A 25,599-nucleotide genomic window follows, 5' to 3' on the forward strand; every position below is an offset into this window, starting at 1 on the left:
CCTTAGACATTGAACCTTAAACCAACTTTTATGGCCCAACACAACGACACCGGCAAACAGGGCGAAGCGGCCGCCATGCAGTATTTACAGACGCAGGGCTACCAGATTCTGGAAGCCAACTACCGCCACCAACACGCTGAAATTGACCTGATTGCGCAGAAGGGCAAGATGATTATCTTCATCGAGGTGAAAACGCGCACCAACCTCAGCTATGGCGAACCCGAAACGTTTGTGACATACACCAAAGCCAACCTCATCATGCGCGCTGCCGACCACTACATCTACGCCCGCGACTGGCAACACGACATCCGCTTCGACGTAGTAGCCGTGACGATCACCCCCAAAGGCGAAGTCAAGATCAAGCACATCGAGGATGCGTTCTGTTAAAATAGTCGGAAGAAGTCGTAAGTCTGGAAAGGCGTAGTAGGGTGGCTTCGCGCTCTAGGCCCCTCGACTGCGCTCGGGGTGACAGGGCATTACAACAAGTTCTTGAGTTGACTCAAGGTGGTTGTCACCCTGAGCGCAGTCGAGGGGCCTAGAGCGCGAAGCCACCCTACTACGCCTTTCCAGACTTACGACTTGCAGACTTACGACTCCTTCCGACTTAAAAACCCCACCAACCCCGCTAAAGCCCTGGCGCGGTGGCTGATTTTGCTTTTTTCGGAGAGGGGCATTTCAGCGAAGGTTTGGGTGTAGCCGTCGGGCAGAAAGACGGGGTCATAACCGAAGCCTTCGGTACCGCGTGGCTCGGTCAGGATGGTGCCGGGCACGATGCCCTCGAATTGGTGTTCGGTGGGGGAGCCGGTGGCGTCGGGAGCAACTAAGGTAATCACCGTGCGGAACTGAGCGCGGCGGTTGGTTTGCCCGTCCAGATTCTTTAATAGTTTGGCAATGTTGCGCTCGTGGCTGCGGGTCTCGCCGGGCTTGTCGCCACCGGCGTAAAAGGCCGAATCGACGCCGGGTTCGCCGTTGAGGGCGTCTACTTCCAGGCCCGAATCGTCGGCGAAGCAGGCTACGTTAAAATGGTCGAAGACGTAGTGCGCTTTCTGGGCCGAGTTGCCGGGAATGGTGCCGGTGGTTTCGGGCAGTTCGTCGGTGCAGCCAATGTCGGCGAGGGTGCGGATCGTGAACGACGGGCCAAGTACGTCGGCTACTTCGGTCAGCTTGTGAGGGTTGTTAGAGGCAAAGCAAAGTTCCATAACACAAAAAAGCCGTTCGTGATATGGACGAACGGCTTCACAAAAGTAAGATTTCTGATTATTTCACGCGGAGAACGGCCATTTCAAAAGCCAGAGGCTTAAATGGCGTAACTACTGTTCCGCTACCGGTTGTGCCATAGCCCAGTGCCGACGGGAAGATGAGGAAGAACTTTTCGCCGCGACGTACCTGCTGAATGCCCAGTTCCCAACCTTGCACAACCTGCGCCCGACCCACCTCGAAAGCGAACGTCGTGTCGGCCTTGGCTCTGCTATTGTCGAATACGGTGCCGTCGGTCAGGCGACCAGTGTAGGCCACCGTCACCGACTGACCGGGTGTGATCAGGGCGGAGTCAGGCCTGGCCAAGGTAGTGGCAATCCGAATGCCGTTGTCCAGCTTCTTGGTCACGTTAATTTTATTGGCGGCAATGTAATCTTCGATCTGCTGATCTTCCGTACGGATTGACTTCACGCGCAGGTCGTACCGAATAGGCGAATACTGAGGCAGCACCAGCGACCCTACCCGGCCATCGTCGAGGTACGACGGTACCAGCAACGTCAGGTTTTCGCCCGTGCGGGCCACCGTCAGGCCCAGAAACATGCCGTTGGTAATGTTCTTGTACAGGTACGAGTTGTTAATCAGCGTGTTAAATCGCTGCGGCGATGTACCGTACGTATAGAAGATAGGATTCTTGCCATCGGTGCTATCCAGCACGGTACCGTCGAGGCGGCTCGATTTGGCAAAAAACTGGATCTCATCACCCACACCCGCCGTTTGGTTATTAGGGGCCGATATGTTCTTAACGTAGTATAACCCCGTGGTACCCAATTGGGTAGCCTGCAACTTGTTGGCGGTGAGGTACTGTTGAATTTCCTGCTCGTTTTCCCGCCGTTTGCGGTCGGTGAGGGCCTCGCCATCCTGCTGGCAACCCGTCAGCCAAAAGCCGCTGAGCAAGGTGAGAAGGGGCAAAAAAGCCCGAATCAATAGGGTACGCATGACAAGGTGTTGTCGGTTCATCTGGTATACAACGAAGCCGGGCGACAAAAAATGCCGCCCGGCTTCGTGTTTAACTAATCTTAACGGCCTGCGCCACCTGGTGCTTCACTGCCCGGCACGGCCTGACCCGGTGCGCCTGGCATCATGGGTGCCTGCTTGGGGGCAGGGCCAAAGCCAACCACGTCAACGTCGAATAAAAGCACGGCATTGGGGGGAATGGTTGGCGGGCCACCCTGCTGCCCGTAGGCCAGGCTAGACGGAATCAGGATCGTAGCTTTGGTACCTTTAGGAAATAAAATGATCGACTCGTCCCAGCCAGGAATGATCGACCCGGTTCCGATCTGGAACTTCAGCGGCTGCCCGCCACCCCGTGGGTTGTTGAGCGAACTGTCGAACACTTTGCCATCGAGCAACTTGCCCGTGTAATGCACCTGCACCTCGTCACCTTTCTTGGGCGTGGGGCCAACGCCGGCCTGTTTGATGACATAGTACACTCCATTGGTCGTGCGTTGGGCACCGACCATGTTGTTTTTGGCCATGTAGTCTTTGATCACTTTCTCGTCGATAGCCTTCTGCTTGTCGCGGAACTCGATCTGGGCTTTCTGGAATTCCTGCTCGTTTTGCACGTTCAGCAACTTCACAATAAACTCAATGTCGCCGCCCTTGGCAAAGCCCGGAGGGGCCGGCTGCCCTGCCCGCGTGAAGAGCGAATCGGACTTCACGAAGAAGGTGGCGCTGTCGCCTTTGCCCATCATAGCCAGGCCTTCTTCAAACGAGCCTTTGAAAGTAGGCACCTGCAACATAAACTGCGGGGCGGTTGGCTCCTTGTGGGTGTCGCGCAGGGTAGAATCCTTTCCGTTGACTTTGGCTTTCAGGATCAGTTGAACAGTCACCATTTCACCCACTTTGGGTTTGCGGGCACCTTCGTTTTGTTGGTGCATCTGGTAGCGCAGGCCACTAGCGGAAACCTGAACGCGATTTTGGTTGCAGGCAGCCAGTCCGGCTACGGTGAGAGCAACGACGCCAAGCGTTTTAATGTACATTTTTTGCGAGTATTCGATTATGAAAAAAATGGGTCCAACATAAACGTTGAACATTAGACTTTAAACATTGAACTATCAATTAATTCCTCCTGATAATCAGGCAATAGACTTAACAATTTGGCTTCAACTTCGGCCAGCGGCAGCTTCGACCGGCCACCGGCCGCGTTCTTGTGCCCCCCGCCGTTGAAGTGGGTACTGACCAGATCGCGCACCGAAAACGACCCCACCGACCGGAATGACAGCCGGATTTCGTCGCCCCGGTCAATCAGGATCGCCGCCGCCCGCACACCCTCTACTGAGAGTGCATAGTTGACAAGGCCTTCGGTATCGCCCGTTTTGGAGCGGTACTGCCGAAGTTCGTCGGCGCTGAGCGTGATGTAGGCAAACTGGTATTCGGGCAACACGCGCAGCTTTTCGTTGAGCACGTAGCCCAGCAAACGCAATTTGTCAATGGACACCCCGTCGAAAATGGCGCGGTGGATGCTGCTCACGTCGATGCCCCGTTCCAGCAGTTCGGCCGCCATGCGGTGTACCGCCGGGGTGGTGTTCGAGTGCCGAAACGAGCCGGTATCGGTCATCAGGCCCGCGTAGAGGCAGGCCGCCACGTCGGTGTTGACGAGGTCGCCTTCATGCAGGGCCGTAATGAGTTGGTAAATCAGTTGCGTGGTCGAGGCGGCGGTGGGGTCCCAGTAGGCTAGGTCGGCGAAGGCTTCAGGTTCCAGGTGGTGGTCGATCATCACCTTCCGGGCCGCTGCCTGCCGCACTATGGGCGCCATGTCGCGGATGCGGTCGAGGTCTGAAAAATCAAGACAAAAAATGGTATCGGCCTCGTTGATAAGCTGCTCTACCTGCGTCCGGTTTTTTTCCTCAAAGGCAATCACACCGTCGTTGCCGGGCATCCAGTACAGGTTTTGCGGATAGGCCGTGGGCGTGATTACCTGCACCGAGTGGCCTTTTTGCCGGAGGTACCCCGCCAGCCCCAGCGACGACCCCATGGCGTCGGCATCGGGGTTCTGATGGGTGGTAATAATGATTCGGTGGGGGTGCCGCAGCAGTTCGCCGATGGCCTCAATATCTTGCATATACCCAACGGCGCAACGCGCCGTTACTGGAGAAAACAGGGTGCTACCCCCGCTAAACGGTCAAAAACGAACGGCGAAATTACAAAGAAAATAGCAAACATACCGAGGCGAACAAATAGGAATAGGTTTAACGTTCAATGTCTAAAGTCTAATGTTGCTCCGCACGATGTTGGGAGGCGGAGCAACATTAGACTTTAGACATTGAACGTTAAACCTATTCCATGAAAGGCTTCAACTTCGCCGAATTCGTGCCACCTGAACAAAACGGGGGCAGCAAATTCGATCAGTTGCTCAACATTTTTCAGCAACTGCTACTCATTACCTCCGGCGATGTTGAACAGGCGATGGCCTGGATGAATCAGCTCGACCGGCAGCACGGCCTCACCGACGACAAGTACGGCATGGGCAATTTCTTCGACGAACTGAAGGAGCGCGGCTACCTGACGGAAGAAAATGGGGAAGGCAAGATTTCAATTACGCCCAAAACTGAGCAAACCATCCGCAAGTCGGCGCTGGAAGAGATCTTTGGTAAGCTAAAACGCTCGAAATCAGGCGGTAATCACGCCACGCCCTTCACCGGGTCGGGCGATGAGTTGAGCAGCGACCTGCGGACGTATCAGTTTGGCGACACGCTGGAGCAGATCTCGATGACCGAGTCGATCAAGAATGCGCAGATCAACAGCGGCGTGGAGGAATTCACCTTGATGGAGCGCGACCTGGAGGTGACCGAAAAAGAGCAGAAAACGCAGACCTCAACGGTGCTGATGATCGACATCAGCCACTCGATGATTCTGTATGGCGAAGACCGGATCACGCCCGCCAAGAAAGTGGCTCTGGCCCTAGTGGAGCTAATCAAGCAGAAGTACCCCAAAGACACGCTCGACATTGTGGTGTTTGGCAACGATGCCTGGCAGATTCAGGCCAAAGACCTTCCCTACCTGGAAGTTGGCCCCTACCACACCAATACCGTGGCGGGCCTGGAACTGGCGATGGACTTACTGCGCCGCCGGAAGAATAAGAACAAGCAGATTTTCATGATCACCGACGGCAAGCCGACCTGTTTGAAGGAGGGCATTCGGTACTATAAAAACTCGTTTGGCCTGGATCGCAAGGTCGTTAGCAAAACACTCACCCTCGCCGCCCAAGCCCGCCGCCTCGACATTCCGATCACGACGTTCATGATTGCCACGGACTCGTACCTGAAGCAGTTTGTGCAGGAGTTTACTAAAGTCAACAACGGCCGGGCCTATTACAGTGGCTTACAAGGCCTTGGCAACATGATGTTTGAAGATTTCCAGCGGAACAGAAGGAAGAATATTAAGTAATGAAGAATGAACAATGGATAATCGGTCCGCCGATGCGGTACAATGAACAATGGCTTCGCCGTTCCGCCGCTCGCCGAATCGGTGCGGCTCAAAACACCCAGAGCGCGAAGCCATTGTTCATTGTACCGCATCGGCGGACCGATTATCCATTGTTCATTCTTCTCTTCCCTACCGCCCCCCGCAGGCAGCTAGCACTGAGGCGACTTTGTCGGGCGATACGCTGACGTCGTGGCCGTTGGTGAGCTTTAGGTAGCCACCATCCTGCCGAATATAAGCCGAGATGTACTGCGTATTGATGAGGTACGATTTGTGGCACCGGAGCAGGTTGTCGATCCCTTCTACCAGCGATTCCAGGTATTTCAGGTTGCGGCTGATGAGCAGTTTCTCGCCGCTGCTGAGAAATATATCGGTGTAGGCCCCTTCGCCTTTAGCATACAGCACATCGTTACTGTCTATGAACCGAATCCCGTTGGCCTGAGGCAGGGCAATGCGTTTGGTCTGTCGGCTCTCGGTATTGAACCGCAAAGCCGATAGGTGCTGAGCTTCGCGGTCTTTTTTCTGCCTGAACCGCTCCACGGCATCAGTCAAAGCATTGATATTTAGCGGCTTTAATAAATAATCGATAGCCGAGAACCGAAACGCCTGAAGCGCATACTGACTGTAGGCGGTGGTGAAGATGACGAAGAAATCGACCTCGCTTTCCTCGAAAAAATCCATCAGCTCCAGGCCGCTGTAGCCGGGCATTTCAATGTCGAGGAAAACCAGGTCGGGTTTGAGCTTGCGGATGGCCTTCACACCGCTGGGCAGGTCGTCGCAGTCGGCCACTACGGTCAGGTCGGGGGCGCAGTCGGTGAGCATGGCCCGCAATAACTGCCGGGCCTTGGGTTCGTCGTCAATGATGAGTACGTTCTTCATAGGAGAGGAATTCGAATAACTACTTGTGTGCCAGAGGAATAGCCTGTAGCATCTGTTTTGTCGATAATTTCGAGACCAATCTGGGCATTGTGCCCGTTATTGAGCAAAGCCAGGCGTTTTTGATTGGCCGCCGACGCAAACGATTCATGCCGCCGACCCCCACCACCTGCCCGGTGTTGATTGATCTCGGTCGACCGTATTCGCCCAATGCCATTATCGTCAATCACGACCTGCAAATAGCCCGGCCCGCGCTCAAAGTTGACCAGCAGGTGGCGATCTGTTTTCTTATGCATCAGCCCGTGCTTGATGGCGTTTTCCACGTAGGGCTGAATTAGCATCGACGGTATGTGGACCTGATCGGGGTCCAGCGATGTATCGACCACCAGTTGGTACGTCAGGGTATCTTCAAAGCGCATCTGCTCTAGTTCCAGATACAGCCCAATGGCCTTCAGTTCCTGGGCAAGGGCCACGGTATCGTCGCTGCTCATGTCGAGAATCAGGCGCGTTAACTCACTGAATTTGACCAGGTAGCTGGAGGCCTGCTTTTTCTCGTTGAGGTAGATGTACGACTGGATGGTGTTGAGGGCGTTGAAGAGAAAGTGCGGGTTCATCTGCGACTTGATGGCCGTTAGCCGCGACTGCTGAAGCTCCTGTTCCAGCCTATTTTTCTCGGTGAGCAGCGTCGTTTCGCGCTGCTGTCGCCTCAGCCGATTTCGGTACAGGAGGTAGGTACCCAGTAGCGAAAACAGCCCCAGGGGTATCAGAAACCAATATTGCAGCCAGAAAGGGCGCTCAATGGTGAAGCGTACCACCACCGACACCGCGCTGACAAGGCCGTCTTCATTGATTGCTTTAATCTGCACCGTGTAGTCGTCGGGGGCTAGCGAGGGCAGGCTCAGTAGGCGTTGCGTCTGGTCGGCGCGGAGCCACGCCTGCCGGTTGATGCGGTAATACACCTGCACGGCCCCCTGACTACGAAATGACAGCACCGAATACCGGATGTCGATGGTGTTCTGGTCATAGCGGAAGGTGTGGGGGCTGGTCATTGGCACAGCCGCATGGTCCTGAAAAAGGCCCGTGAGCAACACCTGCGGCCGGTGCGGGTTGGTAGCAGGCAACTGAACCGGAAACCGCACCAGACCCGCCCGCGTGGCTATGTAGGCTGTGTCGCGGGCGAAGGCTAGGTCTTTCAAATCAGCATCGGGCAGGCCGTCGGTTTTATCGTAGGTGCGTATCTGTTTAGTGGTAAGGTCATAGCACTGCACGGCCTTTTCGGTTAGCCACCAGACCTGGTTTTTATAGGCTTTTACCCGGTATAAGCTATTGTCAGCCAGACCATTATCCTTTGTCAGGTGCAGGATTTGCCGGTCGTTTTGAAACGCAAAAAGGCCCTGCGTAGGGCTGGCGGCAAACAACATCGGCGTGGGTGTCTGGGTAACGGTCAGGTCTGTCAGCGGGAGTGATTGAGCGTTCACCAACGTACCCGGCTGCCCGGGTACGTGCCGCCACAAACCGGTGGGTGTGGCGGTATAAATCGTTGGCGAACCGGGCAGCACGGCCACAGCCCGCACCCGTTCGCCGTAGTTGCCAATCTGAACAACGGGGTCATGCGCATCGAGCCGATAGCGCCCCGACGTGCCCGTAGCAGCCAGGGCAATCGACTGACCATCAATGGCTTTCATGTCCTTCACCGACATGATGTCTACCTTCTGCACCTGTCCGTTATTGAGCCGGTAAAACTGATCGGAGCAGAATAGCAGTTGGCTTCTGGGCTTGTCGTAAAACAGCGACAGCACCTCGGCATTGGTTGCCCCTTTGTAGAGTATGCGGCTCGTCAGGCTGTTTGTAGCTATCATCCCTACCTCTCCGTCTGACGTGCCGTAGACAAGGGTACGTTCGTCGGGTTGGGCCTGAAGACGGGAGAAGGGTTTACCGGCAGACACCACGTCGACGGAAAGGGACGGAATCAGCAGCAGGCCATCATTGGTTGTCGAAAGCCAGAAATTACCCTCTCGGTCGCGGATGAGTGAGGTGCAATTTTTATCCACCAGCCGAGGTGCCACTAGCCGGGGCTTTTGCCGGACGTCGATGAGGTAAAAACCCGCCGACGTGAAGAGGCATAAGTATTGATCGTCAATGGCTTTCACATGTTGAATCAGCGATTTTCGGGCCAGTCTGATCGTGTAGGTGCGGCCGTTGGCGGGGCGGGCCGTTATGAGCGTCGCGTCGTTTTTGGGAATCAGAAACAGCGTTTCGTTCACCACCGCGTGGTAAAACGTTTGCTTGTCGGGTGTGGCCGCAATAGACACCTTCGCCCCGGTGGCGCTAACACCCACGATGCGGTTTGCCTGCGCATCCATGACGTAGTAATAACCGCCGTTTACCTGCGACGAAGGCCTAAGGTGCCCGGTTGGCTGCGGGGTGTCGGTAGTGCGAAAGTGGGTGATATTGAACCGCCGAATGGCATTACTACCCAGGCTCATCAGCGTTGTGCCGCCCACAATGGCCGCCGGGCAGTACATACCGGTTGGCTTCAGTTGCTCACAAAGGTGTAGGCTGTCGGCTTGCCAGTAAAAAAACTGGCCTGTGAAGTTCTGACACCATACCCGGCCACCGGCGTCTTCCATGAGGTTACTCAGGGCTTTGTCATTTTGCTGACTGTTGTTGTAGGGCCTGAAATGGACCCCATCGTACCGAAAAAGCCCCTTATCGGTAGCCAGCCAGATAAATCCGCGCTGATCTTGCAAGAGGTCGTAGACTGTGTTGGAAGGCATCCCCTGCGCCTTGCCAAACGCCTGATAGCTCACATCCTGCGCCAGGCCGGGAACGTTCAGCAGCAAAAGCAGGACGAGCAAGGGCATAGAAGCAGAGACAGGAAGGGTCCCATGCCGGGGCCGGTGAAATACAGCTTGACGAACAGGCAGAGTGCCCTAACCAAAAGTAAGCAACGTAACCGATTGGCAATCATTGATACGGTGGCTTGGTTGTCCGATAGAACAGCAAACCTACCCACCACCTACCCCCGCCAACAGGGCATTTTAGGAATGACCCGTTTGGGTTTACCAAGTAAGCGTTAGCCGTTATGGGCTACGGCTTTATCGCTTCCACGTATTTCTGGAGTTGTTTATCTTTCCTCTATGAAACACCTGATACTGCTCCTTTTGATCGGGGGAATACCTGGACATATACCGACCAGCGCACAGCCCCTGAAAGTAGGTGACAAGGTATATAGCCACGCACCCAACGGCCTGACACTGCGGAAGACACCGGCCAAAGATGGCTTAAAAGTGGCCCTGATCCCATACAATGCCGCACCACTACTGGTGTTGACCCTCCCCGACCCAACCACCCGGTTTGCGGCGGAGTCGATTGGCACGTTTGCCATTGAGGGTGGATGGATGAACGTGCGAACACGTGATGGGCAGGAGGGCTACCTGTTCAGTGGCTATTTATCAACTCACCCACCGGCTATAGAAGAACCAGAAGAAGGCATTGAGCCGACGGAATGGTTCTACCAAACGCTTTCGCCGTTGGCCGGTAAGCACAAAAAACTACCCCCCATCAATGGCTCCAATACGCATTACCAACAGGATTACGCCGATGGGGCACAGTTTGAGCTACAGGTCTTTGAGGGCGGAGCTACGCAAATTCTAACTATTCCCGCCGGTAAGTTCAGTATGCAGGAAGCATTTGTGCTATTCCGGCCTGTGTGGTTTGGCACCAGCCAGACAACGGGGCATTATGTAGCGCAGAAAAAATTTCTGACCATCAACAGCGACGGTGGCATGACTCAGCTTACAATGCAGCAAACCGGCAATCGGCTCATCATGACATTCAGGGTTGCCGACTAACTGACTAGCGTAGAAAACGGCACGGACACCACACACTGCCCGTGGCCTTCAATCATTAACCAGTCCTCTGCAAATAGCACTTGCCAGGCCGGGGCCTTCGTAGATGAAGCCGGTATAGATCTGCACGAGGCTGGCACCGGCGTCGAGCTTCTCCCGCGCATCGGCGGCGGTCTGGATACCCCCCACGCCGATGATGGGGAACGCCCCGCTTGAGCGGGTGTGCAGGTAGCGGATTACCTCCGTAGAGCGCGACGCGACGGGCTTGCCACTCACACCGCCCGCACCCATCTGAGCTACTGTTTCGGGAGGTGTTTGCAGGCCGTCGCGGCTGATAGTGGTGTTGGTGGCAATGACCCCGGCAATACCCGTTTCGGCCACAATAGCAATAATATCGTCGAGTTGAGAGTCGGTGAGGTCGGGGGCAATTTTTAGTAAAATCGGCTTTGGCTGTCTCTTGAGGCTGTTTTCACCCTGCAACCGGCCCAAGAGGGCGGTGAGTGGGGCGCGTTCCTGCAAGTCGCGCAGACCGGGCGTATTGGGCGACGACACGTTGACCACGAAGTAATCAACGGCATCGTAGAGGTCACGGAAGCAGCGCAGGTAGTCATCCGTGGCGGCTTCGTTAGGAGTGTCTTTGTTCTTGCCGATGTTGCCGCCAATGAGCACGGCCGGGCCACGATGGTTAGTCTTAAAAAACCGCAGCCGCCCCGCCGCCGGACCCGCCCCCTTGTTATTAAAACCCATCCGGTTAATCAGCCCGCCGTCGGCCTTAAGGCGGAATAAGCGGGGTTTGTCGTTGCCGGGCTGCGGGCGGGGCGTAACGGTACCGATTTCGATGAAGCCAAAGCCCAGGTTGCTGAGTTCCGAAACCCATTCGCCGTTTTTGTCGAACCCCGCCGCCAGGCCCACTGGGTTGGGAAAACGAAGGCCGAAAACGGTGCGTTCAAGGCTGGGGTGCCGGTAGGTAAACAGCCACCGGAGCAGGGCCGCCATACCCGGAATCTTATGGGCAATTTGCAGGGCGCTGGTGGCGAAATAATGGACTTTTTCGGCGTCGAACCGGAAGAGAATAGGCAGCAGAATCCGCTTGTACATGGGTACAAAGGTACAAAACGGAGCCTGCTACCGTAGCGTCAAAGCAGCCTTGCAGTTGTTATGCTTACACAATACGGATCAGGTCGAGCAGCCCGAATAAGCCCGCACCGATGATGACCATCCACGAAAACAAGGACGTAAACTCATTGCGTGGATGCCGATAAAGGAGCAGATGCAAACCGATATGCACCAGAAAGAATGTGTCTAGACTAAGCATTAGACCCGTTGCCTTTGCTGGTTGCGACAATACCCAGAAAAGCCAGACAAAGAGGGGGATGTGAACAGCCGTAAACACCACATACCCTACTCTGTCGGTGAGCATAGATGTGAGCGGAAAAATTCGGTGTTCGTTACAACGCACAGCATCCATTTCGTGCGTGATGATGAACGCCAAAGCCAGGTAAAAAAAGAAGTGGTCGGGCAATGCCATTTTATCTTGCTTTGATCAGACTCGTTTTTGCCCATCGTCCTTATCCTGGCGGCGAGGGAGCAGATTGCTGCTATACTGAAGTAGCTTGACTGATAAGTAGTGACTGACTAGACCGGTTTTGATGGCATAAAAATGGTTTTGATAATGAAGGCGTGTTCGGATAGAAAAGACCGCCATCCCCGGAATTGGAAATGGATCAGTTGACTGCTCTGTCTGAAGAAGGACACGAACAATTGCCTGAAACGCTCCGCCCGGAAGCCTAACCCGACCTGCTCATATTTGTGGGTGAAACAAACGTAACTCTTATAAAAATCGACGTATTTATTGGGCCCCATCTGGCGAACAGGGTGCACAACCAACGCTTCGGGCAGAAATAACATGCTGATATGCTGGGCCTTAACCCGCATAGCAAAATCAACGTCTTCCATGGCGGCATAGGGGAAGCGCTCATCGAATCCACCCAGTTTACTAAACGCCAGGGCGCTGATCGCGAAATTACATGACCATAAAAAACCCCCGGTTTCGTTGATGGGTGCACCCTCATCATAGCGCCGTCGTTGGCGATCGGCCGTGGTTTTTCCTTCAAAAACGGTGATGGTTTCGTTGGCAGCCATCGCGTTGGCGTAGGCCGACAACCAACCGGCATCGGGCAGGCAATCATCGTCGGTAAACACCAGCCACGGCCCCAAGGCCGCTCTAGCACCCGCGTTGCGGTTAGCGGCCGGCCCCTTCTGCGGCCCTTTCACCCACCGCACCCACGGGTACCGCTCCGCAATAAGTTGCTGAGCCGTTGAGGTTTGCCCGTCATCAGCTACAATAACTTCATAGGCGGCACTGTCTAACTGCTGTACACCCGGCTGCAACCGATCCAGGCAGGCAACCAAAAAATCATTACGGTGACAGGTGGGTATGATAACCGACAGTTGTGGCATGGTCGTGTCCGGTAGTGTATATGATTTTCTGATGCGTATACTTGAGCATAAGCACGCGTATTACCGAACGGAAACTACTCAAAAATACCTACCCTTTGTTAGCCAAGAGACAAGAAGTTAAGAAGTAGACGCAGTATAGCCTTTGCGCCCTTTATATTGTATCATTACCCTCTATGCTACTTCTCAAACAACCCCGACGACAGATATCGGTCGCCGCGGTCGCAGATGATGCAGACGATGGTGGCACTTTCTACACCCTGTTCGGCAAGTTCGTTGATGAGGCGGAGGGCGGCGTGAACACCCCCGCCGCTGCTCATGCCGGCAAAAACGCCCTCTACTCGGGCCAGTTCGCGGGTCATGTGCGTGGCCTCTTCCTGCGACACCTCCATGACGCGGTCTACCCGGCTGGGGTCGAAAATCTTGGGCAGGTACTCCACCGGCCATTTGCGAATACCGGGAATAGACGACCCGTCGGTAGGCTGACAACCAATGATTTGCACGTCGGAATTCTGCTCTTTCAGGTAGCGCGACGTACCCATGATCGTGCCCGTGGTGCCCATAGATGAGACAAAATGCGTAACCTGCCCGGCGGTGTCGCGCCAGATTTCGGGACCGGTGGTGCGGTAGTGGGCCAGGTAATTGTCCTCGTTGGCAAACTGGTTCACCAGCAGGTACTCGCCCGTGGCGGCCTTCGCTTCTGCGTAGTCGCGCCCGGCTTCGATGGTCTCGGTCAGGGTCACTTTGGCCCCAAAGGCTTCCATGGTCTGCACCCGTTCTTTAGTTGAATTGGCGGGCAGTGCCAGTTCGATCTCGATGCCGAAGAGGCTGGCAATCATGGCCAAAGCAATGCCTGTGTTGCCGCTCGTGGCCTCAATCAGCTTCATGCCCGGCTGCCAGTCGCCCCGGTCAATATAACCCCGGATCATGCTGTAGGCGGCGCGGTCTTTCACGCTCCCACCGGGGTTATTGCCCTCCAGTTTACCATATAATTTGTACCGGGTATCAGTATTGAGGCGGTTGAGTTCAACCAGCGGCGTGTTGCCAACGAGTTCGAGGAGAGTGGCCATGTTTAGGGGATATTGGATGTCAGATCTTGGATGTTGGACAAAAGGTTACAGATCGCTTTTGCTGTTTTTGTGGTCTGTGTCCAATGTCCAACATCCAATAGCCAATATCCATTCTTCATTTTACATTAATTCCCCTTCCCCTGTAATGTTTCTCCGCCGCTGTCGTCTTTGCTTGTGAAATGGATCTACACGCTTTCAAACAACGCATTTTGCCCGTGCAGGGACGGCTCTTCAGGCTGGCTCAGCTGTTTCTACGCAACCGCGAAGAGGCCGAAGATGCCTTGCAGGATGTGCTGTTGCGGCTGTGGTCCAACCGGCAGCAACTCGACGCCTACCATAGCGTAGAAGCGCTGGCGGTGCAGATGACCAAAAACCTGTGCCTTGACCGCCTCAAAGCCCTCCGCCGACAGCCCGTGACCGACAGCGTCGAATATGTCAACGTGTCGGCCACCGAGGCCTCGCCCCACCGGCAACTGGAGATCGCCGACAGTGCCAGCCTGATGCAACGGCTCATCGACGCCCTGCCCGAACAACAGAAACTGTTGATCCACCTGCGCGAAGTCGATGAGTGTTCGTATGAAGAAATGGAGCAACTTACTGGACTGACTATCAATAATATACGGGTTATTCTTTCCCGCACTCGACAACGATTACGCGCCGACTATTTAAACGTAAACAACCATGAAACTGACTATTGACGAACTGCTGGAACGGTATTACGAGGGCGAAACCACCCTGGCCGAAGAAAAACAGCTGCGGCAGTTTTTCGAGCAGGATCCCATCCCGCCCCACCTGCAAACCCACGCCGCCCACTTCCGCCATTTTGTAGCCGCCCGGCAGCAGGAACCCTCGGCGGAATTCACCAGTCGGCTGGCGGCGAAACTGGCCCTGCCCGAACCAGGTCGGATAATCAGCCTGTCGTCGTGGGCGGTGCGACTGGCGGCGAGTGTAGCGCTCGTGATCCTGGGCTTTGCCGGGGGCCTGCTCTACGACCGGCATCGAACCAGCATCGACCCCACCGTTACGGGTGCGGCTGGCGACGTGGCTACTGAGATGAAGAAGATCCTGGCCTACTCGCAACTGCCCGAAACGTCGGCGAGCGAACGAATTCAGGCCGTAAACCAGAGCTATGACCTGCCCCAGGCCGACCGTGACGTAACCCAACTGCTCATCAACACGCTGAATTTCGACGCCAACGTCAACGTGCGACAAGCTGCCTGTCAGGCACTTACCCATTTTGAGCAGGAACCCGGCGTACGCGAAGCCCTGATTCAATCGCTTTCGATCCAGACCGACCCCAACGTACAGATTACGCTGATCGAAATGCTGGTGAGCATCAAAGAAAAGCGCGCCGTGCAGGAAATGCAGCGTCTGGCCCGCCGCCCGCAGGTGCTCGACGTAGTGCGCCAAAAAGCCCAGGAGGGCATCAGTAACCTGGCGCGGCCATCTTAACCAACTCTCATACCAATATCTCCTTCTCAATACCAATGAAAAAGCAACTCATTCTTTGCGTTTGCCTGGCCATCGGCCTACCCAGCGCGTTTGCCCAGGAGTACAAAGTCAACTTACCCAACAGCAAAGACCACAAAGTGACCATCGAAATGGACGGTGGCGAGGTGAAAGTAGAAGGCCATAATGGCGACGGCGTGGTCATCCTGGCGTCGTCGGGTTACGAGGCACCGCCCGAACGCGCCAAAGGCTTGAAGCCGCTCTATAATTCGGCCGTCGACAACACGGGCATTGGTCTGAGCGTGACACAGGCCAACGGCGGACTGACCATTGAAAAAGCCACTCGTAAAGCCATCAGCTACACCATCCGGCTGCCCCGCAACGTGGCCGTACTCTACCAGCAACTCAACTGGCAGGGGGCCAAAGTGGCTATCAACAACATGGACGGCGACCTGGAAGTACGCACCAACAACGCCGATATCGACCTCAACAAGGTGACTGGTCCGGTGGTGGCCAACACCATCAGCGGTGAAATCAACGTGGTGTATTCGGGATTGAGCCAGGAAAAACCCACGGCCATTTCCACCATCAGCGGCGAGATTGACATCACCCTGCCCGCCACGGCCCGGTCGAACATGAAACTGCGCACCATTACCGGCGAGGTCTACACCGATTTCGACCTGGGTGTGAAGCAGCGCAAAGATGGCATGGCCAAAGTAGGTGGCAGCAGCAACGTCGACGGGACCACCAACGGGGGCGGTGTGGAGCTTCAACTCAAGACCATCAGCAGCAACATTTACATCCGCAAACAGAAATAATCAGCCTCTTCGCTACTGCCATGAAAACAATTCTACTCCCGCTACTGCTTCTGTTTGTGGCCCCGGTTTTTGGCCAGAAGATCATTCAGAAAACCCTGCCCTATTCAGACGGGCAACTCGTAAACCTCAACCTGCGCTTCGGCGACAGCATTCAGGTACGCTATTGGGACAAGCCTGACGTGTCGGTGCGTATTGCAGTGACCATCAACGGCGGCAAATTGAACGACGCCCTACTGGTTGATACCAGCACGTCGGAACAGGAACTGAAGATCAGCACCGATTTCGACCAAAAAATGCTCCGCGAGGGCAAGGCCGAAGATTGCCCCGACCAGCGAGGCACGTCGCATAACAGGTATAACGGCGACCACTATTCGGTATGCAGCGACATTGATTATCAGGTGTTTCTGCCCCGAAAAGCCCGCCTCAAAGTGGAGACCATCAACGGCAATATCGACATCAAAGGAGCGCAGGAAGCGGTGTCGGCCAAGACCATCAGTGGGTATGTGGATATGAACTGGCCCACCAGTAAAGGCGTGAATCTGGCTATGAAAACCATCACTGGCGAAGTGTACTCCGACCTCGACATTGCGTTTAAAGGCAAAAAGCAGCAGCACCCCATCGTGGGCTACCTACTGGAAGGTGCCGCCAACGGCGGTGGCCCCACCGTGCGCCTCGAATCCATCAGCAACAATATCTATTTGCGGAAAGGGAAGTGAGTTTAACAAGCCTTAACATCCCTTAACCTCTTTTAATAACCGGTGTATGCAACGTGCCGCCACCTTTGTGCAGCAATCGCCCGATACGCACACTGGTTATGCATGTACTTTACGCAACGCTGCTTCTATTTCTTGCTCTCCCGGCCTTTAGCCAAACGGGGCGCATTGTCGGTACCTTGGCCGATTCGACAAGCAAAAAAACCATTCCCTACGCTACAGTGGCTCTTTTCGGCGCCGATGGCCAGCTAATCACAGGTGCGGCCACCACCGATCAGGGGCAGTTTAACCTGGAAAAACTGGCGTTTGGCACCTACAAACTAACCGTCTCGTTTGTGGGCTACAAGACCAAAACCGTGGCCGCGCTGGTGCTCTCGGCCGACAAACCCACCCTCGATCTGGGTACGCTGACCCTCACGCCCGGTACGAGTACGCTGGCCGAAGTGACCGTGACGGCCGTGAAACCGATGGTGGAAGACAAGGGCGACAGGCTGGTGTACAACGCCGAACAGGACATCAGCAATGCGGGTGGTACCGCCGTAGACTTGATGCGCAAAGTACCCATGCTGACGGTAGACCTGACGGGCAACCTGACAATGCGCGGCAGCAGCAACATCAAAGTGCTGGTAAATGGCAAGCCGTCGAGCATTATGGCCCGCAACCTGGCCGATGCCCTGAAGCAGATGCCCGCCAACACCATCAAAGCCGTGGAAGTGATCACCAGCCCCGGCGCCAAATACGACGCCGAAGGGTCGGCGGGGGTGATTAACATTATCACCAAGAAAAATGTGAAGGGCGTCAACGGTTCGGTCAACGTGTCGGCGGGAAATCTAAATTCGTCGGTGGGGGGTAATCTGGCGGTGAAAGGGCAGAAACTGAGTTTGTCGGTGTCGGGCAACGGGAATGAGCACCGCATGATCTACACCAACGAAACCACCCGCACCGCCCTTGATCCCGCCACCGGACAACCACTGAGCGTGCTCTTCCAGCGCAACCAGAGCGACAACACGGGCCGGGGCGGCTACGGCGACCTGGCCCTCGACTACGACCCCGATTCGAGCAACCGCATTACTTTGTCGGCCAACGTCTGGGGTGGGGTGTATCCGCAGAATGTCACCTTGCTCAATCAGCTTACCGTAGGCAAAGCCGTGGTGCAGGACTACACCCGCAACGTGCAGTTCAAAAACCCCTACGGCAACGGCGAATTCAATCTGGGTTGGACCAGAACCGGCAAGAAACCCGGACAGGAGTTTTCGGTCCTGACCCAGTACAGCCACATGCCCGACAATTATTATTACACCGCCATCCAGACCAACAGCGGCGGCGAACAGCCCAGCTACCTGGAGCGCAGTACCAACCTGAGCCGCAACAATGAGTACACCATCCAGACCGATTACGCCTACCCGTTTACCCACAAAGGCCACCGCGACACCCTGACCTACAAGCTGGAACTAGGCGCAAAAGCCATCCTGCGCAACATTGGCAGTGAATTCACCGTCGATCAGTCACCCACTGGCAACACCATTGATTACCAGTTCGACCCCGCCCGGTCGAGCGTGTTTACGTATGCACAACAGGTAGCGGGGGCCTATGCGTCGCTGCGGATGGAGTCGAAACGAAAATGGAGCCTGACGGGCGGCCTGCGCTACGAACACACGGGCATCACGGGCGATTTCGTAACCGACCGGGCCACGTTCACCAACCAGTATGGTAACCTTATACCCAGCCTGACAGTAGCCAAAACGAGGGGCAAACACACCTACAAACTGAGCTATACCCAGCGCATTTCGCGGCCGCAGATCTGGTACCTGAACCCCTACCTAAACGCCAGCGACGCCCAAAACCTGCAAACGGGCAACCCCTACCTGGCTCCCGAACTCACCCACGCCACCGAACTAGCCTACAGCACCTACAACGACAAAGGCATGTCGCTTAACGCAGCGGCCTACTGGCGGCAAACCAACAACAGCATTGAATTTCTGCAAACCGTTGACCCCAACGGCGTGGCCCTCACCCGCCCCGAAAACATTGGCCGCAACGCGAGTTATGGCCTGAATACCAGCCTGAACCTGCAACCCAGCAAGGCGTTCAGCATCAGCAGTGGCCTCGACCTTACCTACGTAAACCTGGTGAGCACGGCCCTGAACCAGCGCAATGCGGGCCTGACCTGGTCGCTGAATGGCAACGCCTCTTACAAACTCCCCCACGACTGGACGCTTCAGGCCTATGCTACCTACACCTCGGCCTGGATTGGCTTGCAGGGCAACTACGGCAGCTACACCTGGTATTCGTTTGCCACGAAAAAAGAGCTGATGGCCAAAAAAGCCGACCTTACCCTGGCCCTGAACAACCCGTTTATGGCCAATTTTTACCAAAGCAGCCAGCAGTTTGCCCCCACGTTCAGCACCCAAACTTGGTCGGTAATGAGGCAGCGTAACGTTCAGCTCACCTTCACCTACCGGTTCGGCAAAAGCAGCGACAGCAAGGAAAGCCGCAAAATCAAAAACGACGACACCAAAGGCGGACGGTAGCGGGTTAGTTTCTGACCGACAAGGTTAACTGCCTCTATTCTTTTCAAATGTGGTATTTCATAATTTCTGCTTCGGTCATGTAATACATCTGATCAGCCCTGGCAACGTGAAATGAGTAACAGGTTCAACTCAACGTCCTTCTAAAACGGTTCCTAGTTAAGCCGTTCGGAGCCGTTCCAGAAGGCCGTTGAGCTATTTAGTCAGTGTCCTAATAATTTGGCGTAGAGCAGCATACCCGCTATTAACGCCGACCAATACTGCATGGGTATCCAGAAAAAATCGTGCTTTTCTTTCTCCTCCCATTCCTCGCCTGTTTTTACGTTTCGGTAACGCACAGGCGGTTGTTTATTTAGCTTGTAACCCACGTAGGCTAAGCATACATACCCGGCAGCAATCAGGCCAATACCTATGTCATCGCTCAATTCAAGTAGCCCCATACCAACAAAGCCGACAACGAACAGCAGGGGCACCCAAAAACCGTAACCACGCCAGACAAGTATCATACTTCAACCCGGACAATTTCTGGTTCGAACCCAAGCCACCTGTACAGCATATTCGTTGGCACAAAGCTCAACAAAACGAAAAACGCGACGAACAAAGCTGCAACGGTTAGAAAAATAGATGCCCCCAAAGCAATAGGCGTATTACCCTTCTGTAGCACAACCGCCTTGTTACTAACTTGATACCCACTTTCATCAAGTAATCGCTTCAGTTCACCAGTCACCAGTTGCCCATCGAATTCGCCCGAAAAAGTGAATGTTGAATCTTTAAAATATACATCATCTTTCAGTTGCGCTTCAGTAGCCTTGCTATCCTTAATAACAATGTTGGCCGTAAGCCCACTAGCCGAATGTATTGTATTTTCCTTACTGTCTGTTTTCGGATAAACTGGGTAATATATAGCCGACATGGTCGTGTCGTTTTTCTTCACCGACTGCTCCATCACGTAGCCATAACTCAACACCTTCAATTTACCACGTAAGGCTTCTTTTGCCTGCGGGCTTAACGCCTGTATAGCGCTCTGAGCAAACAGGGCATCGCTTGATTGCTCACTACGCGACATCATAGCGTCGGTTAGCACAATGTATCTGGGTAGCTGATCGGTAGGCGTTTTAACAACCTGATCGATGGTCATCTTAGGCGGATTTTTTAGCGTAAGGTTGTAGGTTAAATCAGGAATGAACCATAACCAAGCTAACATAGCAGCACCACCACCTAGAATAAGCCTGTTAATTATGTTTGGCCGTTTGAAAAACAACGCAATACCAAGTAATGCTGATTTCATATAGATGACTTAAGTTTAGTAAATGGTTATGTTTGAAACTGTGTCAAGTATACTATATCGTATATGAACATGCAATCTTCTGTGTATTATTTGTTTTATTTATTATCCAATTTAAACTATATAATTAGTATTCTATAAACAATAATTGTGTACTGCATTGTCGCCGGACTGATGTCATCCACAAAACCGAAAAGCCCATTTATAATCATAATCAAAGAGATGAACAGCCATATACCAGCAAACAGGGAACACCGATTGCCAATGCACCACCAAACAGGATGACGAACATCTTTACCAATGGATGCTCATCTTGGAATTGATGCTTGTAGTAATCAGACCGTCGGAAAGCGACGAAGCAAGCAATACAGATAGCCACCACTACCGCTACGAAGGCGTAGAAAAGATATAAAATGACAGAAATTCCCGCCATGTTGTCAACTAAAATCATTACTTAAAAAAGGTTAGCACTTTATGCAAAGCAGATTCTAGGCTGCTGCCTACCACTATGTCCCGCGCCGATGACCCCGCCAACCTGCTGTTGCTGCTCACTGCCATTGGGCGGGGTGAAGAGGCCGCGTTTCGGGCGTTGTATGAGCATACCAAAAGCCGCGTGTTCAACACCGCGCTGAGCTACGTGCGCAGTCGTGAAGATGCCGAAGAGATCACGCAGGATGTGTACGTCGAGGTGTTTCGGTCGGCGGGGGCGTTTCGGGGCGAGGCGGGCGTGACTACCTGGCTGTATCAGATCACGGTGCGCAAATCGTTGGACTGGCTCAGGCATCGGAAACGCCAAAAACGGTTTGCCTTTCTCACCAGCCTCTTCGACCCCAACAGCGGGGCGCTGCTGCACGACCCTCCCGATTTTTTTCACCCCGGCATCGCCCTCGACCAGCAGGAAAACGCCGCCCTCCTGTTCCGGGCTATCGACAAACTGTCGGACAAGCAAAAAACGGCCTACATTCTGGCGCGGGTAGAAGGACTCAGCAACATCGACACCGCCAACGTGCTGGGCGTGAGCGTCGGGGCTGTGGAATCGCTGCTCACGCGAGCCACCGAGAACCTGAAGAAAGTAGCCGGACGTTGGATCTCGGACATTGGATCTTAACATTCAGCCGTAGGAATGCCTCATAGCTAACGTCTAACAACCAGACCAACCAACCTCATGGACCTCATGGAACCAGAAAAAGAGCAACGGATCAACCACATACTGGGCAGCCTGACCGGTATGCAACGGGCCGAACCGGGTCCATTTCTGTACGCAAAAATTCGGCATCGCCTGGTGGCTACGGCCACGCCGGTGGTAGTGTCACGGCCGATGGTCTGGCTGGTAGCAGCGGCGTTTTCGGCGCTGGTGCTGCTCAACTGGCGTGCTATGGGCCAGCCGTCGGGCGCTGATCAGGCTGACCCCGCCAGCCTCGACGCCGTGGTCACCTCCCTGCAACTCTTCCCCAGCAACCAGCCCTATTAGCTATGGAGCGCACTAAATTACTCACCGTAGCCGTTGTTTTTCTGCTGATTATCAACTTCTTAACGGTTGGACGTTGGCTACTGCAACCAGCTGGTCCACCTCCTGGTAGTGGCGTGGGCCGCCCGAATGGCCCCGCCGAGCTGATTAACCAGCGCCTGCATTTCAGCGAGTCGCAGCGCCAGCAATACCGCCTGCTCATCGACCAGCACCAACAGGCACTGCGACCCCTAAACCGCGAGGCCGCCCGGCTCTACGGCGCTTACTATGGCCTTCTGGCCCAGACTCCACCCGACACCGCCCGGGCGGCGGCATTCAGCCAGCAGATAGCCCAAAATCAGCGCCTTATTGCCGGGGTCAACTTCGCCCATTTCCGGCAGATCAAAGCCCTCTGCCGTCCCGATCAGCAGGCCGATTTTACCCGCCTCGTGGCCGACCTCGCCCAGTTGTTCAACCACACGTCGCGCGGTAATCCGCCTGGCCATGAGCGCCCCGGCCAACAGCCGGACGAAAATTTTGCACCCCGCCCGTAGGAGTCATGTCCAGGCAACGTCTAAGGTGACAGATCAACCAGCATACGATAATGAAAAAGACCCTGTTGCTTATTACCCTGACCGCCCTGACCATGGCAGTTGCCCTGCTTTCTTTTGTGGCCTGCCAGAAAACCACCGATCCCGTTACCCCAACCGGTGGCGGCAGCACCACTGTCACCGTGGGCACGGGTGTGCCCGACGTGTATAAACGCATCTACGGAGCCACCGAAGTCTATCTGGAGGGCAGTAATGTGGTGATTAAGGCCAAAGGACTACCCGACCACAAAAGTCCCTACTACAAAGGCACTGCCTGGGAATCAGGGCTTTACGAAGCATATAATGGCACCAACCCCAAGTTTGGGGTTAATCCGAACACCATCAGCGAACGGAGCTTGACGTTCAAGATTCCGCTAAATCCGGTGGTCGACCCGGCCCATACGGCCACACCGGGCGGAGCTACGGGCGTGGCCATCAACGGGGTGCCGTTTTTCAATCAGTACGCGGCCATGGGCGCGCCGCTGGCCAACGAGGCCAACGGTTTCGATCAGTACGGTGGCCACCCGCAGCAGCAGGGGCAGTACCATTACCACGTTGAACCAACCTACCTGACCAAGACCAAAGGCAAAGAAGCGCTACTCGGTTTTCTGCTCGACGGCTTTCCGGTTTATGGCCCCCAGGAAAACGGTAAGACCATCACCAACAGCGACTTAGACAAGTACCACGGCCACACGACCGCTACCACCGACTACCCCGGCGGCATCTACCATTACCACATTACGGCCGAAGACCCATACATCAGCGGCACCGGATTTTATGGCAAAGTGGGCACGGTTACGCAGTAAGTGGCTCCTGAGCGGGGGGCTGCTGGTAGTTGGGCTGGGTTGCCAGCAGTCGGGGCCGTCCTTGTCCGTTTCGGCGCGATGGGTGTCCTCCACACAACCCGGCTGGCACCGGTTCGACGGGCGGCTCTGGCTGACCGATACCCTCTTTAGTGGCTGGCAGTACACCCTCCACCCCACTGGCGACTCCGCCTTTGTGGGAGGCTACGTGGCGGGCCGCGCCGAAGGCATCCACCGCCACTGGTATGCCAACGGTCGCCTCCGCGAAAGCAGGCAGTACCAAAACGGGTGGCAGGAGGGCGAGCAACTCGGCTGGTATGAGTCAGGCCGGCGGGCTTATCGGTATAGCTTCCGACAGGATGTGTATGACGGGCCGCTGCTGGAATGGTATGCCAATGGGCAGCTGGCGCGGGAGGGTCACTACGAGGCCGGTCATGAGCAGGGTGCGCAACGGGCGTGGTTTGCCAACGGTCGCTTAAAAGCCAACTACGAAGCCCGACAGGGTCGAAACTATGGATTCACGGGGGTTAAACACTGCGTCAATGTCAGGGATTCTATCGCGGCGCTTTACTAGCCTGGCGGTACTGCTGCTGGCGGGTCTGCTGGCCTGCCAACAGCAACAGAAAACAGAGCAAAAAGCCACGCTCGTACCCTACTACAATACTCCTGATTTTACGCCCCTGTGGCCCACAGAATCTACTGTAGATCAGGTTATTACCCACCGAATTAATGAATTCAGTTTCCGCGACCAGACCAATGCCGTGGTAACGCGGCAGACCCTGGCGGGCAAGGTGCACGTGGCCAATTTCTTCTTTACAAGCTGCCCCACCGTATGCCCCAAAATGACCAGCCTGTTGCGCATGGTGCAGGATACGTTTCGGCATGAACCACGGGTGGTATTGCTGTCATTTAGCGTTACGCCCTGGCTCGATTCGGTGCCCCGCCTGCGTCAGTACGCCCACGCAAAGGGGGTGAATGACGCGCAGTGGCACTTGCTCACGGGCAACCGGGGGGCTATATATACGTTGGCGCGGCAGTCTTATTTTGCCGAAGAGGCCATCGGCTTCACCCGCGATTCGACCGAGTTTCTGCACACCGAACACCTGGTGCTGGTCGACCCCACCCGCCGTATTCGCGGCATCTACAACGGCACCCAACCCCAGGAAATCGACCACCTCATCGTAGACATCCGGGCGTTGCTAGAGAGCAATTAGCGGAAGGCTTACCAGGCACAACTGACGGGTCTACGCTAGATTGGCTCTCACCCGTCTGGTAGCTACTCTGTTATCAGTTGCCAACCATCCCGCTCAAGCGTCTCGCCATCGGTGCTTGTCAACATAGTAAAATGAGCAGTCAATAGCGCGTGTCACACGCTGCCAAAAGTACTCATATGATATAGTAATCACTTGTATGTCAGTGTGTTATTAAATTTTTATAATTGACAATATACCGCAATCATGGTATTGACTGCCATCTGATTATGCGGCAACTTGCGGGCAGTAATCTATCCATCCACATCCATACTTCTCCATTTATCATGGCTACAAATGCCTTTGCGCTTCCCTGTGCTGGACTAGCACCGGAAGACCTCACCCGCTTCTTCGATATGTCGGACCTGACGCTGCCTTTCTGGGGCTACCGGAAGGCCATGCCCATGCACAAAATTGTGCGGCTGGAAGGAGAAGGAAACTACACCATTTTCCACTTTGCCGACGGGACGCGCCTGGTGGTGTCGCTCACGCTGAAGACCATGCAAAGTCGCCTGTCGGCGGCGGTGTTTGCGCGGCCCCACAAGAAAAACATCGTCAACATGCTTTACCTGGAAGACCTGCACCCCAGCCGCCACCAACTGTCGGTTCAACTAGCCAATGGCGACCGTATCGACGTGTCGCGGCGCAAAGCCAGCGTCTTCTTCCGCCAGGTTGAAGGCTTCCAGCAGAAGGTGCAGGAACTGGCAAATTAACGGTAAGTGCTGAGTGCTAAACGGTGAGTTTGCTGCCGCAAGAGAACGCGGCAGCAAACTCACCGTTTAG

At 54.9% G+C, this 25,599-nt stretch carries 28 protein-coding genes; 15 read left to right on the forward strand and 13 right to left on the reverse strand.

The genetic code is table 11. The annotated features are described in order from the left end of the window. Positions 1–30 precede the first annotated feature (30 nt). Positions 31–387, forward strand: coding sequence for a YraN family protein (locus tag J2I48_RS25470; RefSeq protein WP_207338350.1), 357 nt, complete (start codon positions 31–33; stop codon positions 385–387). Between the two features lie 200 nt (positions 388–587). On the opposite strand, the gene rdgB is transcribed toward J2I48_RS25470, so the two are convergent. The 4 genes from rdgB to J2I48_RS25490 form a co-directional block, all read right to left on the reverse strand. Further along, a complete protein-coding gene (gene rdgB / locus J2I48_RS25475; RefSeq protein WP_207338351.1) occupies positions 588–1,199 on the reverse strand; it encodes an RdgB/HAM1 family non-canonical purine NTP pyrophosphatase in 612 nt (203 codons plus the stop codon). A gap of 58 nt (positions 1,200–1,257) precedes the next feature. Further along, the gene (locus J2I48_RS25480) at positions 1,258–2,193 is read right to left on the reverse strand and encodes an FKBP-type peptidyl-prolyl cis-trans isomerase (protein ID WP_207338352.1); all 936 of its coding nucleotides are present in this window, start codon (positions 2,191–2,193) and stop codon (positions 1,258–1,260) included. 80 nt (positions 2,194–2,273) lie between these two features. Next, positions 2,274–3,236, reverse strand: a complete 963-nt coding sequence (locus J2I48_RS25485; protein ID WP_207338353.1) for an FKBP-type peptidyl-prolyl cis-trans isomerase — start codon at positions 3,234–3,236, stop codon at positions 2,274–2,276. Between the two features lie 53 nt (positions 3,237–3,289). Beyond that, entirely contained in the window at positions 3,290–4,318 is a 1,029-nt protein-coding gene (locus J2I48_RS25490; protein ID WP_207338354.1) for a DHH family phosphoesterase, read from the reverse strand. A 221-nt stretch (positions 4,319–4,539) separates the two neighbouring features. Between J2I48_RS25490 and J2I48_RS25495 the strand changes: the two genes are divergently transcribed. Beyond that, a complete protein-coding gene (locus tag J2I48_RS25495; protein WP_207338355.1) occupies positions 4,540–5,643 on the forward strand; it encodes a vWA domain-containing protein in 1,104 nt (367 codons plus the stop codon). Positions 5,644–5,811: 168 nt separating this feature from the next. Here the strand turns inward: J2I48_RS25495 and J2I48_RS25500 are convergent, their stop codons facing one another. Together J2I48_RS25500 and J2I48_RS25505 are read right to left on the reverse strand one after the other, a co-directional pair. Beyond that, the gene (locus tag J2I48_RS25500) at positions 5,812–6,558 is read right to left on the reverse strand and encodes a LytR/AlgR family response regulator transcription factor (RefSeq protein ID WP_207338356.1); all 747 of its coding nucleotides are present in this window, start codon (positions 6,556–6,558) and stop codon (positions 5,812–5,814) included. Further along, a complete protein-coding gene (locus J2I48_RS25505; RefSeq protein WP_207338357.1) occupies positions 6,555–9,419 on the reverse strand; it encodes a sensor histidine kinase in 2,865 nt (954 codons plus the stop codon). Before J2I48_RS25505 ends, J2I48_RS25500 begins: the two co-directional genes overlap by 4 nt. Before the next feature lie 276 nt (positions 9,420–9,695). Here J2I48_RS25505 and J2I48_RS25510 point away from each other — a divergent pair, with 276 nt between their 5' ends. After that, positions 9,696–10,409, forward strand: a complete 714-nt coding sequence (locus J2I48_RS25510) for an SH3 domain-containing protein (protein WP_207338358.1) — start codon at positions 9,696–9,698, stop codon at positions 10,407–10,409. A 48-nt stretch (positions 10,410–10,457) separates the two neighbouring features. Here J2I48_RS25510 and J2I48_RS25515 read toward each other — a convergent pair whose 3' ends face one another. From J2I48_RS25515 to cysM, 4 genes are all read right to left on the reverse strand, one after another. Then, entirely contained in the window at positions 10,458–11,504 is a 1,047-nt protein-coding gene (locus tag J2I48_RS25515; protein ID WP_207338359.1) for a quinone-dependent dihydroorotate dehydrogenase, read from the reverse strand. A gap of 64 nt (positions 11,505–11,568) precedes the next feature. Continuing rightward, positions 11,569–11,934, reverse strand: coding sequence for a DUF6713 family protein (locus J2I48_RS25520; RefSeq protein WP_207338360.1), 366 nt, complete (start codon positions 11,932–11,934; stop codon positions 11,569–11,571). Positions 11,935–12,041: 107 nt separating this feature from the next. Continuing rightward, positions 12,042–12,866: a glycosyltransferase family 2 protein gene (locus J2I48_RS25525; RefSeq protein WP_207338361.1), complete on the reverse strand. Its 825-nt coding sequence runs from the start codon at positions 12,864–12,866 to the stop codon at positions 12,042–12,044. A gap of 176 nt (positions 12,867–13,042) precedes the next feature. Beyond that, positions 13,043–13,933, reverse strand: coding sequence for a cysteine synthase CysM (gene cysM, locus J2I48_RS25530; protein WP_207338362.1), 891 nt, complete (start codon positions 13,931–13,933; stop codon positions 13,043–13,045). Between the two features lie 179 nt (positions 13,934–14,112). Between cysM and J2I48_RS25535 the strand changes: the two genes are divergently transcribed. The 5 genes from J2I48_RS25535 (at position 14,113) to J2I48_RS25555 (ending at position 19,444) form a co-directional block, all read left to right on the forward strand. After that, complete coding sequence (locus J2I48_RS25535; protein ID WP_207338363.1) at positions 14,113–14,631, forward strand: GFO_1088 family ECF-type sigma factor; 519 nt, start codon at positions 14,113–14,115, stop codon at positions 14,629–14,631. Next, positions 14,615–15,385, forward strand: a complete 771-nt coding sequence (locus J2I48_RS25540; protein WP_207338364.1) for a HEAT repeat domain-containing protein — start codon at positions 14,615–14,617, stop codon at positions 15,383–15,385. Before J2I48_RS25535 ends, J2I48_RS25540 begins: the two co-directional genes overlap by 17 nt. Before the next feature lie 35 nt (positions 15,386–15,420). After that, positions 15,421–16,200 carry a DUF4097 family beta strand repeat-containing protein gene (locus tag J2I48_RS25545; protein WP_207338365.1) on the forward strand — a complete coding sequence of 260 codons (780 nt, stop codon included), beginning with the start codon at positions 15,421–15,423 and terminating at the stop codon, positions 16,198–16,200. 20 nt (positions 16,201–16,220) lie between these two features. After that, positions 16,221–16,916: a DUF4097 family beta strand repeat-containing protein gene (locus J2I48_RS25550; RefSeq protein WP_207338366.1), complete on the forward strand. Its 696-nt coding sequence runs from the start codon at positions 16,221–16,223 to the stop codon at positions 16,914–16,916. A 98-nt stretch (positions 16,917–17,014) separates the two neighbouring features. Then, entirely contained in the window at positions 17,015–19,444 is a 2,430-nt protein-coding gene (locus J2I48_RS25555) for a TonB-dependent receptor domain-containing protein (protein WP_207338367.1), read from the forward strand. Positions 19,445–19,644: 200 nt separating this feature from the next. On the opposite strand, the gene J2I48_RS28515 is transcribed toward J2I48_RS25555, so the two are convergent. The 3 genes from J2I48_RS28515 to J2I48_RS25565 all read right to left on the reverse strand — a co-directional run bounded on the left by J2I48_RS28515 (position 19,645) and on the right by J2I48_RS25565 (position 21,177). Further along, positions 19,645–19,779 (reverse strand): hypothetical protein, encoded by a 135-nt coding sequence (locus tag J2I48_RS28515; RefSeq protein WP_262899109.1) that lies wholly within the window; start codon positions 19,777–19,779, stop codon positions 19,645–19,647. Between the two features lie 164 nt (positions 19,780–19,943). After that, positions 19,944–20,729, reverse strand: coding sequence for a hypothetical protein (locus J2I48_RS25560; protein WP_207338368.1), 786 nt, complete (start codon positions 20,727–20,729; stop codon positions 19,944–19,946). A 211-nt stretch (positions 20,730–20,940) separates the two neighbouring features. Next, complete coding sequence (locus J2I48_RS25565; RefSeq protein WP_207338369.1) at positions 20,941–21,177, reverse strand: hypothetical protein; 237 nt, start codon at positions 21,175–21,177, stop codon at positions 20,941–20,943. A gap of 57 nt (positions 21,178–21,234) precedes the next feature. Between J2I48_RS25565 and J2I48_RS25570 the strand changes: the two genes are divergently transcribed. From J2I48_RS25570 to J2I48_RS25600, 7 genes are all read left to right on the forward strand, one after another. Next, on the forward strand, positions 21,235–21,834 hold the full coding sequence (locus tag J2I48_RS25570) for an RNA polymerase sigma factor (protein WP_207338370.1): 600 nt from the start codon (positions 21,235–21,237) through the stop codon (positions 21,832–21,834). A 57-nt stretch (positions 21,835–21,891) separates the two neighbouring features. After that, positions 21,892–22,197, forward strand: a complete 306-nt coding sequence (locus J2I48_RS25575; protein ID WP_229376790.1) for a hypothetical protein — start codon at positions 21,892–21,894, stop codon at positions 22,195–22,197. A gap of 2 nt (positions 22,198–22,199) precedes the next feature. Continuing rightward, positions 22,200–22,727, forward strand: a complete 528-nt coding sequence (locus J2I48_RS25580; RefSeq protein WP_207338371.1) for a Spy/CpxP family protein refolding chaperone — start codon at positions 22,200–22,202, stop codon at positions 22,725–22,727. Positions 22,728–22,777: 50 nt separating this feature from the next. Next, complete coding sequence (locus J2I48_RS25585) at positions 22,778–23,569, forward strand: YHYH protein (RefSeq protein WP_207338372.1); 792 nt, start codon at positions 22,778–22,780, stop codon at positions 23,567–23,569. Continuing rightward, entirely contained in the window at positions 23,541–24,140 is a 600-nt protein-coding gene (locus J2I48_RS25590; protein WP_207338373.1) for a toxin-antitoxin system YwqK family antitoxin, read from the forward strand. The genes J2I48_RS25585 and J2I48_RS25590 overlap by 29 nt, the downstream gene beginning before the upstream one ends. Next, positions 24,109–24,780, forward strand: coding sequence for an SCO family protein (locus J2I48_RS25595; protein ID WP_207338374.1), 672 nt, complete (start codon positions 24,109–24,111; stop codon positions 24,778–24,780). The genes J2I48_RS25590 and J2I48_RS25595 overlap by 32 nt, the downstream gene beginning before the upstream one ends. A gap of 323 nt (positions 24,781–25,103) precedes the next feature. Continuing rightward, positions 25,104–25,529, forward strand: coding sequence for a LytTR family DNA-binding domain-containing protein (locus tag J2I48_RS25600; RefSeq protein WP_207338375.1), 426 nt, complete (start codon positions 25,104–25,106; stop codon positions 25,527–25,529). The last annotated feature ends 70 nt before the right edge of the window (positions 25,530–25,599 follow it).

Source organism: Fibrella aquatilis, assembly GCF_017353255.1.
Taxonomy (GTDB): Bacteria; Bacteroidota; Bacteroidia; order Cytophagales; family Spirosomataceae; genus Fibrella; species Fibrella aquatilis.